General features: G+C 72.7%; 9 protein-coding genes. 1 reads left to right on the top strand and 8 read right to left on the bottom strand.

Going from position 1 to position 12,766, the window contains the following annotated elements:
- Window positions 1-117: 117 nt before the first annotated feature.
- The 4 genes from treY to L615_RS20300 all read right to left on the bottom strand — a co-directional run bounded on the left by treY (window position 118) and on the right by L615_RS20300 (window position 6,859).
- Window positions 118-2,478: a malto-oligosyltrehalose synthase gene (treY, locus tag L615_RS20315; protein ID WP_145726288.1), complete on the bottom strand. Its 2,361-nt coding sequence runs from the start codon at window positions 2,476-2,478 to the stop codon at window positions 118-120.
- Complete coding sequence (gene glgX, locus L615_RS20310) at window positions 2,475-4,673, bottom strand: glycogen debranching protein GlgX (RefSeq protein WP_222430641.1); 2,199 nt, start codon at window positions 4,671-4,673, stop codon at window positions 2,475-2,477. The genes treY and glgX overlap by 4 nt, the downstream gene beginning before the upstream one ends.
- 64 nt (window positions 4,674-4,737) lie before the next feature.
- The gene (locus L615_RS20305) at window positions 4,738-6,510 is read right to left on the bottom strand and encodes a DUF429 domain-containing protein (protein WP_145726287.1); all 1,773 of its coding nucleotides are present in this window, start codon (window positions 6,508-6,510) and stop codon (window positions 4,738-4,740) included.
- A gap of 7 nt (window positions 6,511-6,517) precedes the next feature.
- The gene (locus L615_RS20300; RefSeq protein ID WP_145726286.1) at window positions 6,518-6,859 is read right to left on the bottom strand and encodes a DUF1801 domain-containing protein; all 342 of its coding nucleotides are present in this window, start codon (window positions 6,857-6,859) and stop codon (window positions 6,518-6,520) included.
- Between the two features lie 126 nt (window positions 6,860-6,985).
- Between L615_RS20300 and L615_RS20295 the strand changes: the two genes are divergently transcribed.
- Window positions 6,986-7,933, top strand: coding sequence for a TIGR03557 family F420-dependent LLM class oxidoreductase (locus tag L615_RS20295; RefSeq protein WP_028655508.1), 948 nt, complete (start codon window positions 6,986-6,988; stop codon window positions 7,931-7,933).
- 32 nt (window positions 7,934-7,965) lie between these two features.
- On the opposite strand, the gene L615_RS20290 is transcribed toward L615_RS20295, so the two are convergent.
- From L615_RS20290 to L615_RS20275, 4 genes are all read right to left on the bottom strand, one after another.
- Window positions 7,966-8,364, bottom strand: coding sequence for a hypothetical protein (locus L615_RS20290; RefSeq protein ID WP_028655509.1), 399 nt, complete (start codon window positions 8,362-8,364; stop codon window positions 7,966-7,968).
- A 131-nt stretch (window positions 8,365-8,495) separates the two neighbouring features.
- A complete protein-coding gene (locus L615_RS20285; RefSeq protein WP_145726285.1) occupies window positions 8,496-9,746 on the bottom strand; it encodes an NAD(P)/FAD-dependent oxidoreductase in 1,251 nt (416 codons plus the stop codon).
- Window positions 9,747-9,749: 3 nt separating this feature from the next.
- Window positions 9,750-9,962: a DUF2945 domain-containing protein gene (locus L615_RS20280; RefSeq protein ID WP_186449954.1), complete on the bottom strand. Its 213-nt coding sequence runs from the start codon at window positions 9,960-9,962 to the stop codon at window positions 9,750-9,752.
- 160 nt (window positions 9,963-10,122) lie between these two features.
- On the bottom strand, window positions 10,123-12,766 hold a 2,644-nt coding region (locus L615_RS20275), incomplete at its 5' end, for an ATP-binding protein (protein ID WP_145726283.1).

Below are 12,766 nucleotides of genomic sequence, written 5' to 3'. Positions count from 1 at the left end.
GCTCCGCCGGCGCCCACCAACCGTCGTCGTGCCGGGTCATCGCGAGCACGTCGTCGCCGAGCGAGAGCCGGACACGGTCAGCGCGCGGCGCCCAGACGGCGAACGGTTCGGTGCGGGTCATGCGTCCTCCCTCACGAGCAGGGCCGCGGGCAGCTGGTCGAGCACCGGGCCGACCTCGGCGGACGCGAGCCGGCCGGTCAGCACGTCGCGCCAGGTGCCGGGCGGCAGCGCGAGCCGGGTGTCGCCCCAGCCACCGGAGCGCTCGAGCCCGAGCGGCAGCCGCGTGGCGACGGTGATCGCGCCGCCGCGGTCGAAGGCGAGCACGTGCCGGGCGGCCGCGCCACTCGCCGTGACCGCCTCGTAGCGGGTGAACAGGTCCGGTCGGTCGCGCCGCAGCCGCAACGCGGTCCGCACGACGTGCAGCTTGGCCCGCCCGTCGTCGAGCGGGCCCTCGGGCCGCAGCGGTGCCGCCGGCGCGGGCTCGGAGAGCAGCCGTCGGCGCAGGTCGAAGTCGACCGGGCGACGGTTGTCGGGGTCGACCAGGCTCTGCTCCCACAGCTCGCTGCCCTGGTAGACGTCCGGGACGCCGGGCGCGGTGATGCTGACGAGCTTGGCCGACAGCGCGTTGGTGAAGCCGGCGCCGGCCAGCCGATCGACGGCCTCCTCGACGAGCGCGGTGACCGGGCCGTCGTCGTACAGGGCGTCGACGAAGGCGTGCACGCCGTCCTCGTACGACGCGTCCGGCTCCGTCCACGTGGTGTGCTCCCCCGCCTCGCGCATCGCCTTCTCGGCGTAGGCGTGCAGCCGGTCGCGCTCGATCGGCCAGGCGCCGACCGCGGCCTGGAGCAGCAGGTGCGCGAAGCCGCGCTCGGTGTCGGGGGCGGCATCCAGCAACCGGGCGACGTGGTCGGCCCACCAGTCGGCGTCCTCGGCGAGCACGCTGATCCGGGCGCGGACGTCCTCGCCGCGCTTGGTGTCGTGGGTGCTCAGCGTCGTCATCGCGAGCGGCGTGGTGGCCTGGCGGCGCGCCATCGCGGCGTGAAAGCCGTCGACGTCGACGCAGAACCGGTCGGGGTCGGCACCCACCTCGTTGAGCGACGTCAGGCGGCTCCACCGGTAGAACGCGCGGTCCTCGACGCCCTTCGCCATCACCATGCCGCTGGTCTGCTGGAAGCGCAGGGCGGGCGCCCGGAAGCGGTCCTCGAGCAGCGGCAGCACCGTGTAGAGCGCCTGGGCGAGGTCCGGCCGGACCGCCCGGACCTGCGCGGCAGCGTGGTGGAGGTGGTCGAGCCCGTCAGGCAGGTAGCTGCGGTAGACAGGGAAGGCGGCGAGCAGCTCGACCAGCACCTCCTCGACCGGACCGCGCCACTCCTCGTCGGGGACGACGGCCAGCTCGGCGGCGACCTCGCGGGCGATCCGGCGCACCTCGGCGTTCAGGATGGTGCTCGCGACGTGCCGCTTGTTCTCACGGACCAGCTCGGCCCACGCCGCCACGCCGCCGCGGAGCTGGTCGTCCAGCGCGGTGAGCCGCTGCTCCCCGGCCGGGTCGACGAGCACGCGGTCGATGACGGCGAGCGCGTCGTAGCCGGTGGTCCCTGCGGTGCGCCAGCGTGGTGGCAGCTCCTCCCCGGGCTCGAGGATCTTCTCGACGACGACCCACGCGCCGTCGGTCAGGTCTGCGAGGTCGTCGAGGTAGGCCGCCGGGTGGCGCAGGCCGTCGGGGTGGTCGACACGCAGCCCGTCGACGAGCCGCTCCCTGAACCACCGGGCGACCTCGACGTGGCTGGCCTCGAGGACGTCGCGGTCCTCGACCCGCAGTCCGGCGAGGGTGTTGACGGCGAAGAAGCGCCGGTAGTTCTGCTGCGTGTCCGCCGCGCGCCACGAGACCAGCCGGTAGTGCTGGCGCCCGTGCACGACCTGCGGGTCGTCGGTGTCGTCGGCGCTGCCGGGCGTGATCGGGAAGCGGTGGTCGTGGTAGCCGAGCATCCCGTCGACCAGGTGGAGGTTGCCGACCGGGCCGTCGGGGTCGGGCAGGTCGTCGTCCCCGACGACCGGCAGCAGCACGCGGTCCTCGCCAGCCGCCCAGTCGACGTCGAAGAAGCGGGCGTAGCGCGAGGTGCGCCCGTGCGTGAGCAGGTCCCACCACCAGCCGTTGGTGGCCGGGCTCTCCACGCCGACGTGGTTGGGCACCACGTCGACGACGACGCCCATGCCGCGGCGGTGGGCCTCGGCGGAGAGCCGGGCGAGGGCATCGGCCCCGCCGCGGGCCGGGTCGACGCGGGTGGGGTCGACGACGTCGTACCCGTGGTCGCTGCCGGGGTGCGCCTCGAGCAGCGGTGACAGGTAGACCCAGCCCACGCCGAGGTCGTCGAGGTAGTCCAGCAGCGACCTCGTGGCGTCGAGGTCGAAGGACTCGCGCACCTGGATGCGGTAGGTGCTCGTCGGCACCCGCGCCGGTACGACGGCGGCGGGCTTCACCGCTCCCCCGCCATCGACGCGACGGAGGCGGCGGCGCTCGAGTCGGGCTCGGGCTCGGGCTCGTGCCACTGGCGGAGCACGACGACGCTGCGGTGCGGGAGGGCGAAGGTGCCGCCCGCCTCGAGGCGCACGTCGGGGTCGCTGCTGCCGCTGGKGTCGACCACGACCTGCCAGCCCGTGGCGAACTCCTCGTCCGGCAGCGTCACGTCGCGGGCGTCGTCGCCGTTGAGCAGGATCAGGAAGTGGTCGTCGCGGATCGGCTGCCCGCGCGGGTCCCGGCCCTCGATACCGTCTCCGTTGAGGTACATCCCGAGCGTGCGCAGGTCGCCCCAGTCGTCGTCCTCCATCGGCCTGCCGTCGGGGTGCAGCCACACGATGTCGTTGAGCCGCTCCCCCTCGCCGGTGCGCACCGTGGTGCCGGTGAAGAACCGGCGCCGGCGCAGGGACGGGTGCTCGCGGCGCAGCCGCACCAGCTCGGTGACGAACTCGCACAGCGGCCGGTCGACGTGCTCCCAGTCGATCCAGCTGAGGTCGGAGTCCTGGGCGTAGGTGTTGTTGTTGCCCTGCTGGGTGCGGCCGAGCTCGTCGCCGTGCAGGATCATCGGCACGCCCTGGCTGAGCAGCAGCGTGGCGAAGAGGTTGCGCTGGTCGCGCGCCCGGGCCTCGTTGACGTCCGCGCTGTCGGTCGGCCCCTCGACGCCGTGGTTCCACGACCGGTTGTCGTCGGCGCCGTCGCGGCCGTCCTCGCCGTTGGCCTCGTTGTGCTTCTGCTCGTAGGAGACGAGGTCGCGCAGGGTGAAGCCGTCGTGGGCGGTCACGAAGTTGATGCTCGCCACCGGCCGGCGGCCGGTGTGCTCGTAGAGGTCGGCCGACCCGGCGATCCGGCTGGCCAGCTCGCCGAGGTTGTGGTCGCCGCGCCAGAAGTCGCGCACCGTGTCGCGGTAGGCGCCGTTCCACTCGGTCCACTGCGGCGGGAAGCCGCCGACCTGGTAGCCGCCCGGGCCGACGTCCCACGGCTCGGCGATCAGCTTGACCTGGCTGACCACCGGGTCCTGCTGCACGAGCTCGAAGAAGGTGGCGAGCCGGTCGACGTCGTAGAACTCGCGGGCCAGGGCGGAGGCAAGGTCGAAGCGGAAGCCGTCGACGTGCATCTCGGTGACCCAGTAGCGCAGCGAGTCCATGATCAGCTGGAGCGAGTGCGGGTGCCCGGCGTTGAGGGAGTTCCCGGTGCCGGTGTAGTCCATGTAGTACTGCCGGTCGTCGTCGACGAGGCGGTAGTACGCCGGGTTGTCGATGCCCTTGAAGCTCAGCGTCGGCCCGAGGTGGTTGCCCTCGGCGGTGTGGTTGTAGACGACGTCGAGGATGACCTCGATGCCCGCCTCGTGCATCGCCTTCACCATCGCCTTGAACTCCTGCACCTGCTGGCCGGGGGCGGCGCTGGACGCGTAGCCGGCGTGCGGGGCGAAGAAGCCGAGGGTGTTGTAGCCCCAGTAGTTGCGCAGCCCGCGCTGCAGGAGCACGTCGTCGTGGACGAACTGGTGCACCGGCATCAGCTCGATCGCGGTGACGCCGAGGTCGTGCAGGTGGCCCACCACCGACTGGTGCGCGAGCCCGGCGTAGGTGCCGCGCAGCGCCTCGGGGACGTCGGGGTGGGTCGCGGTGAGGCCCTTGACGTGGGCCTCGTAGATCACGCTCTCCGCGTACGGCGTGCGCGGGTGCCGGTCACCCTCCCAGTCGAACCACGGGTTGGTGACCACGCCGAGCACCATCTGCTCCAGCGAGTCGTCGTCGTTGCGGGAGTCGGGGTCACCGAAGTCGTAGCCGAACAGGCTCTGGCCCCAGTCGACCTCACCGACGGTCGCCTTCGCGTAGGGGTCGAGCAGCAGCTTGTTCGGGTTGCAGCGCAGCCCCTGAGCGGGGTCCCACGGACCGTGCACCCGGTAGCCGTAGCACTGCCCCGGCTGCACGCCGGGCAGGTAGGCGTGCCAGACGTAGCCGTCGACCTCGGTCAGCTCGACGCGGGTCTCGGTGCGCCTCCCACCAGCCCCACCAGCCCCGTCCGCTCCCTCGACGTCGACGAGGCACAGCTCCACCCGGTCCGCGACCTCGCTGAAGAGTGCGAAGTTCGTTCCGGTTCCGTCGAAGGTCGCCCCCAGTGGGTACGCCGACCCGGGCCAGGTCTCCACCACGTGCATGCCGCCTCTCGTCGTCGGGTCCTCGGCCACGCGCCGACGCAGGGGGTACCCGTCCTGCGGGGCTTCACCCACCCCCGGAGGAGGGTGTCCCGCGCATCCTGGCCAGGCGCGCCCGCAGGGCGGGCACGCGGTCGGCGTTGGCGCGCAAGTCGAGGTACTCCTCGCCGTAGGTCCACAGCAGGGCGTCGTCGAGCCGGCGCACCGCGCCGGGCGGGTAGCGGTAGTCCATCCGCTGCATCAGCAGGTCGTCGTCGACCTGCCGCAGCACCTCGCCGAGCGCCGAGAGCGAGCTGATCCCCAGCTCGAGGACGATCGCCGCCATCCACTGGTAGTGGTCGGTGCGCGACCAGCCGGCGTCGGCGTACTGGCCGGCGAGGAAGGCGGCCAGCTCGCGCGGCGGGATCCGCGGGTCGTCGTCGTCGGACTCGTCGCTCGCGTCGACCATGCCCTGCTGGATCCGCTCGCGGATGATCGAGAACTCGCGGTCGGCCAGCTCGAGCAGGCCGGCGGCGAGGGTGAACCGGCGGTCGAAGTCGGGGACGTGCTCATCGGGGATGGTGCCCTTGTAACGGATGTCGTGCTCGAACTCCGCCCACGCGTGCTGGAGGACGGTGCGGATCTGGACCTGCGCGACCTGCTCGTCGTCGAGGCGGACGAGCAGGTGCCGGCTGGCGTAGCCGAAGCGGCCCTCGCTGGCGGTCTCGCGGCCCATGTCGCGGTCGTCGAGGACGGTGACCTGGTCGTCGAGCAGCTCGGCGACGGCCTGCACGTCGCTGTGCACGTAGGTGATGACCCGGATCCCGACCTGGTCGGTGATCTCGCGCAGCGGGTCGGTGAACACCGCGTGCCCGGCCTCGGTCCGCGCGGCCTTGGCGGCGAAGGAGGTCACCGACTTCGCCCGCCCGGTGACCGTGAGGTAGTTGATGCCGGCCTCGTCGAGGACCGCGGTGACCAGGCGCACGAGCTCCTCGGTCGTGTCGCGCACCGCGGGCCACCGCTCGGCGTACTCGCGCACGGCGGCGCCGATGTCCGGTCCGGCGGGGACGGGCGGCACGGCGTCGGGCTCCGCGGACCGGGCGGCCTGCTTCGCGCGCGGGGTCGGGACGAGGTCGTCGGGCAGGGCGGGCGTGACGATGTAGCCGGTCTCCAGGTCGCCGTAGACGACCGTGTCGTCGCGGCGGCGGTCGGCGAAGAGGGCGATGTAGGCGCACACGACGGCGTCGACCTGGTCCTCGACCACCCGCAGCTCGCTCTTGCGCGCCGCGGCGACCACCGCGGCGTGCAGGGCACGCCACGCCGGGGTGTCCACGTGCAGCGCGGGGTCGGCGTTGGCGAGGCCCTCGACGAGGCGCACGAGGACCAGCAGCTCGGCGCGCAGGTGCTCGAGGTCGCGGCCCGGCTTGTCCTTGTACTTCAGGGTCCGGCCGAGCCGGAACAGCGCGACCGTCGCCGGGTGCGGGTAGACCTCGATGCCGCGACGCGGCCGGCGCGACCACGGGTTGATGTCGAGCCCGAGCCGCGCGCAGATCCGGGCGGCGCGCGGCTGGTCGCGGAACTCCGGCTTCCCGGTGTTGGACGGGTGGGCGCCGGCGTCGAAGCGGGCGAAGTCCTTGTTCAGCGCCTTCTCCGCCGGGCGGTTGCCGGTCTCGTTGCGCACGATCAGCGGGGCGTCGACCGCGACCAGGCACTCCCCCTCGACGTACGACGCCAGCGCGGCCTCGATGTCGTCGTCGGTGCGCACGGCGGCCACCATCTGCAACCGCCCATCCGCGTCGAGCACGGCCAGCCCGGTGGGCCGGCGCTCGCCCCACGCGAGGTCGATCCCGACGTAGTGCACCGACGCCTCAGCCGCGGTTGAGCGCGACGGCCTCGCGCACCAGCGCCACGAACGCGTCGGCGTCGAGCTGGTCGCCCTCGTGGAGGTCGATCGCGCGTCGGGTGCCCGCGTCGAGGCTGGCGTTGAAGATCCCGGACGGGTCCGCCAGGGACGCCCCCTTCGCGAAGGTGAGCTTGACCTTGTCCTTGTAGGTCTCGACCGTGCAGATCAGCCCGTCGGCCGAGAACGTGGGCACCCCGGCGGGGTTGGACGGCTTCTTCCACCTGGCCTCCTCGACGACGTCGGGCTCGGCCCGGACGATGAGGGCCCGCACGTGGTCGACCGTCTCGCTGCGCCAGTCAGTGGTCATGTCCCGACCCTACTGATTCCGCGCCGCGCCGTGCCGGACCTCGGATGCCGCGGTGGGCGCCGGGTAGCGCGAGGGGACGCCCCGGCCCCGACCTGGCCTGACCCGACCTGACCCTGAGGAGACCCCGTGAAGCTCGGCTACTTCCTGTCCTGCGAGGAGCACACCCCCGCCGACCTGGTCGCCCAGGCGGTCGCCGCCGAGGAGGCCGGCTTCTCCGGCCTGTGGATCAGCGACCACATCAACCCATGGAACTCCGAGCAGGGCCAGAGCCCGATGGTGTGGCCGGTGATCGGCGCCGTCGCCCAGGCGACCAGCCTGCCGATCATGACCGCGGTGACCTGCCCGATCGGCCGCACCGGACCACTGGTGGTGGCCCACGCCGCCGCGACCTGCGCGGTGATGAACCCCGGCTTCCGCCTCGGCGTCGGCACCGGCGAGGCCCTCAACGAGCACCTGACCGGCGAGGTGTGGCCCTCCTTCGACGTCCGCATCGAGATGCTCCGCGAGGCCGTGGCGCTGATCCGCGAGCTCTGCACCGGCCGCACCGTCGACCACCGCGGCGAGTTCTTCACCGTCGACGACGCGCAGCTGTGGACCGTGCCCGAGGAGCCGTTGCCGATCTGGATGTCGGCCTTCGGGGAGAAGGCGACGCGCGCAGCCGCGGAGATCTCCGACGGCTTCGTCAGCACCATGCCCGACGCCGAGCTCCGTGGACTGTTCAGCGACCTCTCCGGCGGGAAGCCGTCCGCGGCGGGGCTGAAGGTCGCCTGGGCGCCGACCGCCGAGGAGGGCGTCGACCACGCGCACCGCCTCTGGGCGAACGCCGGCATCCCCGGCGAGCTCGCCCAGGTGCTCCCCTCACCCCGCCACTTCGAGCAGGCCTCGCAGCTGGTGACGAGGGAGAGCACCGCCGAGAGCACGACCGCCGGCAACGACGTCGACGAGCACGTCGCCGCTGTCCGTGAGTACGCCGACGCCGGCTTCGACGAGCTCTACGTCAGCAACATCGGCCCGCACTGGCGGGAGATGATCGCGGCGTACGGCGAGCACGTCCTGCCGGCGTTCCGGGACTGAGACGGGTCAGCCCCGGAACGCCAGGGCTCGGCTCAGCCTGCGGAGCAGGCGAAGTAGTCCTCCACGTTGACGATGCCGGAGCAGCGGGCGCCTCGCTCCTGTGCGTGGAGGGGGATCTCGCTGCCGGGTCCGACGATGTAGGTGGCGAAGTCGACGACGCTGTCGCCGTCCACGTCGATACCGATGAGGCCGTGGAAGCCCTCTCCTGTCTCGAGGTCGACCTTGCCCGAGTCGATGCGCTTCTGCAGGCCCTGCGAGACCCAGACGATGTCGTCGTCGACGCCGAAGACGATCTGCACGCCGGCGGCCTGGTTCTTCTTCGAGGCGTTGACGCACTCGTGCGCCGATGCGATGCCGCTGCTGAGGAGGACGAGGCCGGCGGTTGCGCCGACGACACCTGCCCCACGAGCGACCGTGGTGATGAGGGACATGAGCTGCTCCAACGACGGTAGGAAACTCTTCACCCAGATCCCACCCACACATCTGCTGCACGGCGAGCACCCGTTCGAGCCCTCCCGCACGGCCCCTTCGTGTGCTGCTCGCCCGGCTCGCGCTCCGCCCGTCAGAGGCCGAGGTCGGCCAGCACCGCCGCAGCCGTGCGCTCCCCCGACACCAGTGCGCCCTGGATCGAGGAGGTGTCGCGGTGGTCGCCGCACACGTACGGTCCGTCGGCGTCGGGACGCACCGGCTTGCGGAAGGAGTGCGGGGCCGGCATGGCAGGCAGGGCCCGCGGGACGTCGTACGTCGCGACGTGCTCCCAGCCCGAGGTGGACGTGCCGTAGAGCGTGGCCAGCCGCGCGCGGACGCCCCGCTCGTCGAACTCCTTGTCCCCGTGCACGATCGAGGTCGCGACGAGCGCATGGCCCTCCGGTGCGTACGCCGGCGCGGCGGCCGTGACCACGACGGTGTTGTTGACCGGTCCGGGGTCGGGGTCGAGCAGCAGGGTCGGCGTCGTCAGCGGCGGCTCGGTGGTCGCGTGGTAGATCGTCGTGACGCCCTTCCACGCGGTGCCGCCGAGGCGTCCGTCGAGCAGGCTGTCGGCGCTGTCGGCGTCGGTCGCCACGACGACCGCACGGGCACGGATGGTGCCCTCGTCGGTCACGACGCTGGTCGTTGACACCGCGCGGGCGGGCGTCTGGAGGTGCACCGCGCCGGTCGGCAACCGGCCGGCGAGCTGCTCGGGGACCTGCTGCATCCCGCGCGCCGGCACCGTGGAGTCGCCGAGGGCGAACATCCGCAGCATCAGGTCGACGAAGCGGGAGGACGTTGACATCTCCTCCTCGAGCAGCACGCCGCTGAAGAACGGGCGCAGGAGGCGGTCGACCGCCGCCTCGTCGAGACCAGCAGCCGCCCAGTGCTCGGCCGCCGCGACGTCGTCGCGCCCGCGGATCCGGGAGACCGGCGCGAGGATAGCCCCGGCGCCGTACGCCACCAGCGCGAGCTTGCCGCGGATGCCGGCGAAGGGCGCGGCGACCGCACGTGGCAGGGCGGTCAGCTCGCGCCGCGGGTCACCGACGCGGCGGTTCTCACCGTCGAGGTGGAGCAGGGCGGCGCGGTCGAACGCCCGCAGGTCCAGCGCGTCGACGTCGAGCAGCCGCTTGACCGCCGGGTAGGCGGTGTTGAGCACCTGGAAGCCGCGGTCGAGCAGGAAGCCGTCGACGCGGTCGGTGCGCATCCGTCCGCCCACACCGTCACCGGCCTCCAGCACGGCGACGTCCAGCCCGGCCTCGTTGAGCCGCACCGCGGCGGTGAGCCCGGCGATCCCCGCGCCGACGACGACCACCTCGGCACCCTGCGGCAGCCCGGCGACCACGCCTCAGCCCTTCTTCCGCAGCGCCGACGGCTTGTGCACGGCCTCACCACCGCTCTTGTCGCTGCGCACGAGGTACTGCGGCTCGTCCTCGCTCGCGCGCACGGTGCGGCCCGCCAGCTCGGTGTCCTCGGTGACCTTGCGCAGCACCTCGCCCTCGGCGGTGCCGCCGTGGCTCTGCCAGGTCACCTTGTCGCCCTTGCGGAAGTCCTTCGCCATCACGCCTCCGTCCCGAGTGGGTGTCGTCAGGCGCAGGAGGTACCCAGCCCGCGCCCGGACCACCCGCACCGCGGGTCGTCGGGAGGTGTTCGGCGCGGTCCCGGCTCCGGATTGCCGCACCGGCTCGCCGGTCAGGTGTACGACGCCAGCGGGCCGGGGGTCAGTCGGGTTCGGCGTCGGTGATCGGCGTGATCCACGCCTGGTGGGTGTGGGCGTTCTTGGTGATCGCGAGCAGCTCGTCCATGTGCGGCTCGAGGCCGGTCACCTTGTCGAGCGGCACGCCGATGATCAGCTGGAAGCCGAGGCCCTTCCACGCCTGGACGGCGCGGCCGGCGAACTCCGAGTCGGCCTTGACGAAGCCCTCGTCGAGGAAGACCGGGGCGAACCGGGGACGCGAGCGCATCTCGTCGCCGAGCCGGAAGCGCAGCGCGGAGCCGACGATGAAGGCGACCAGCTCCTGGCTCTCGCCGCCGGACTTCTCCCCCAGGGTCCGGTAGGTCGCCCGCACCTCGCCGGTGAGGTAGTCGTAGCGCTCCGCGCTGATCTCGACGTGCCGGCGCACGTCGAGCAGCCGGTCGCGGTCGGTCGGGCCGTCGCCCCCGTGCTCGGGACGGCGCAGCTGCTTCATGAAGCGGCTGAGCTCGGTGAACCTCTTGTCGAGGTCCTCCTCCTTCAGCTCACCACTGGTGCCGGCGGACAGCGCCCGCAGGTCCTTCATGAAGGCCTGGACGTGCGCCGGGGCGAGCCGGCGCAGCCGGATCCGCAGCCGGTCGCCGGCAGCGCCGAACTCCAGGCGCCGCAGGATCGCGTTGATCGGCTCGAGGCGGTCCTCGATCTCCTCGACCGACGCGGACATCGCCTGCAATAGCGGGACGAGGTCCTGGCCGCTCCACTCCGTGAGTCGGCGGCGCCACTCGGCGTGCCGGTCGGCGAGGCCCTTGCCGCGGATGTCCTCGAGGATGCGGGCGTAGTCGGGGTAGGACTCCGCCGTCGCGCCGAGGTTCGGCGAGTCCCAGGTGAACTTGTAGGTGCGGAAGATGTGCGCGAGGTCCTCGTCGCAGCGCTTGATCTCCGCCTCCGCGTCGGCCAGCGCGGTGCGCAGGCGCTCGCCGAGGCGGTGGGAGTTCTCCATGAACCGGTCGAGGTCCTCGGGGTCGGCCGGCGCCGCCGCCTCCGCGAAGTCCGCCGTCAGCGCGGCGTCCTGCTCCTCGCTCAGCGCCAGGACACCGGCGTCCTCGACGGCGATGACACGGTCCTTGACCACGTCCTCGGCGTCGGCGAGCTCGCCGTGCTCGGCGTTGAGCTGGTCGCGTCGCTGCTCGAGGGAGAAGCGCTCCTTGCGGGCCGCGCCGAGCTGCTCCTGGAGCTCGTCGATCTGCGCCTGCAGCACCTGCAGTCGGTCGTCGGAGGCGAGGATCGCGGAGCGGCGCTCCTCGAGGTCGGCGATGCGGCGGTCGCTGCCGGCGACGTCGACGTCGTCGAAGCGGACCATGACGATCGCCTCGTAGGCCTTGCGCTGCAGCTCGATCAGGCTGCCGCGGCGCTTGAGCTCCTCGAGCCGGCCGTCGATCTCGCCCAGCTTGCGCTCGACCTGCGCCAGCTGCGCGTCGATCTCGGCGATCGCGTCCTCGCTGGAGAAGCCGATGATGTTGCGCTGGTCGCTGCGCCCGTGCGTGCCGCGGCGCCCGTTGCGGGTCTGGCCCGAGACAGTGACCCGGAAGCCCGGGCCGTCGAGGTCGGCGGCGTCGTCGACGCACAGCGCGTTGCGCGACGGCTCCTCGACGTGCTGCTGCACCCAGCCGGCGAACGGCGAGTCCTTGAAGAGCAGCTTGCCGGCGATCCGCTCCGGGTCGGACGGACCGGTCCCGGGCAGGTCGAGCTCGACTCCCTGGAAGGTCAGCCGCGCCGGGAGCCGCAGCTGGTCGATCGCCTCGGAGAAGTCGCGCAGGCGGTCCAGCGGCACCAGCATCATCCGGGCGCTGCCGCCGAGCACGGTCTCGATCGCCGTGCGCCAGCGCGCCTCCTCGGGGGCGACGTCGATCAGCTCGGCAACGAAGGGCAGCTCGGAGACCGACAGCCCGCTCGCGCGGGCGACGGCGGTGCGCAGGTCGTGGAGGTACGACGGCACGCGGCCGGCGCGGCTCTCCAGCGATGCCCGCTCCTGGCGCAGCACGCCCTGCTCCTGGGTGAGGGGGAACTGCTGCTCGCGCAGCACCTTCTCCCGCTCGGCCGCGATCCGCTCGCGCTCCTTCTCGCCGGTGCGCAGCCGCTCGCGGGCCTGCTCCTGCAGCACCGTGAACGCACCCGCGTCCTCGAGCGCGGACTCCAGGTCCGGGACGTCGGCGTCGGTGAGCCCGACGAGCGGGTAGACCCGCTCCTCCAGCTCGGCGAGCCGGCTGGCCCGCTCCTCGCGCAGGTTGCGCTCGGCCTCGGCCAGCGCGGCGAGCGCCTGCAGGTCACCGCCACCCGCGGCGCGGTGCGCGTCCTTGGCAGCGTCGAGGTCGCCGGCGAGCTGCAGCTCGGCGGCCTGCGCCGAGGCGAGCGCCTGCATCGTGGCCGCACGGGCGTCGCGGTTGTCGGCCACCGCGGTCTCGATCAGGCGCAGGTGGGTGCGCAGCAGCCAGTACCGCAGCGGGGTCTCGTCGCCGGACTGGGTGATGCCGTAGGAGTCGAGCTCCTCGAGGCGCTTCGCTGCCGTCGTACGACGCTCGTGGATGTCGGTGATCGGCTCGAGCAGCTCGAGCTTCTGCTGCTCGGTGCGCATCGCGACGTGCGCGGCGTCGAGGTCGTCGAAGTGCTCGATG

Source organism: Nocardioides sp. J9, assembly GCF_007829375.1.
Taxonomy (GTDB): Bacteria; Actinomycetota; Actinomycetes; order Propionibacteriales; family Nocardioidaceae; genus Nocardioides.
This window is presented reverse-complemented; position numbering and strand designations above follow the sequence as displayed.

Excerpts from the sequence above, each read along its gene's own strand:
- L615_RS20290 (WP_028655509.1), bottom strand. The coding sequence starts at position 8,364 with ATGTCCCTCATCACCACGGTCGCTCGTGGGGCAGGTGTCGTCGGCGCA.
- L615_RS20300 (WP_145726286.1), bottom strand. The coding sequence starts at position 6,859 with ATGACCACTGACTGGCGCAGCGAGACGGTCGACCACGTGCGGGCCCTC.
- L615_RS20280 (WP_186449954.1), bottom strand. The coding sequence starts at position 9,962 with ATGGCGAAGGACTTCCGCAAGGGCGACAAGGTGACCTGGCAGAGCCAC.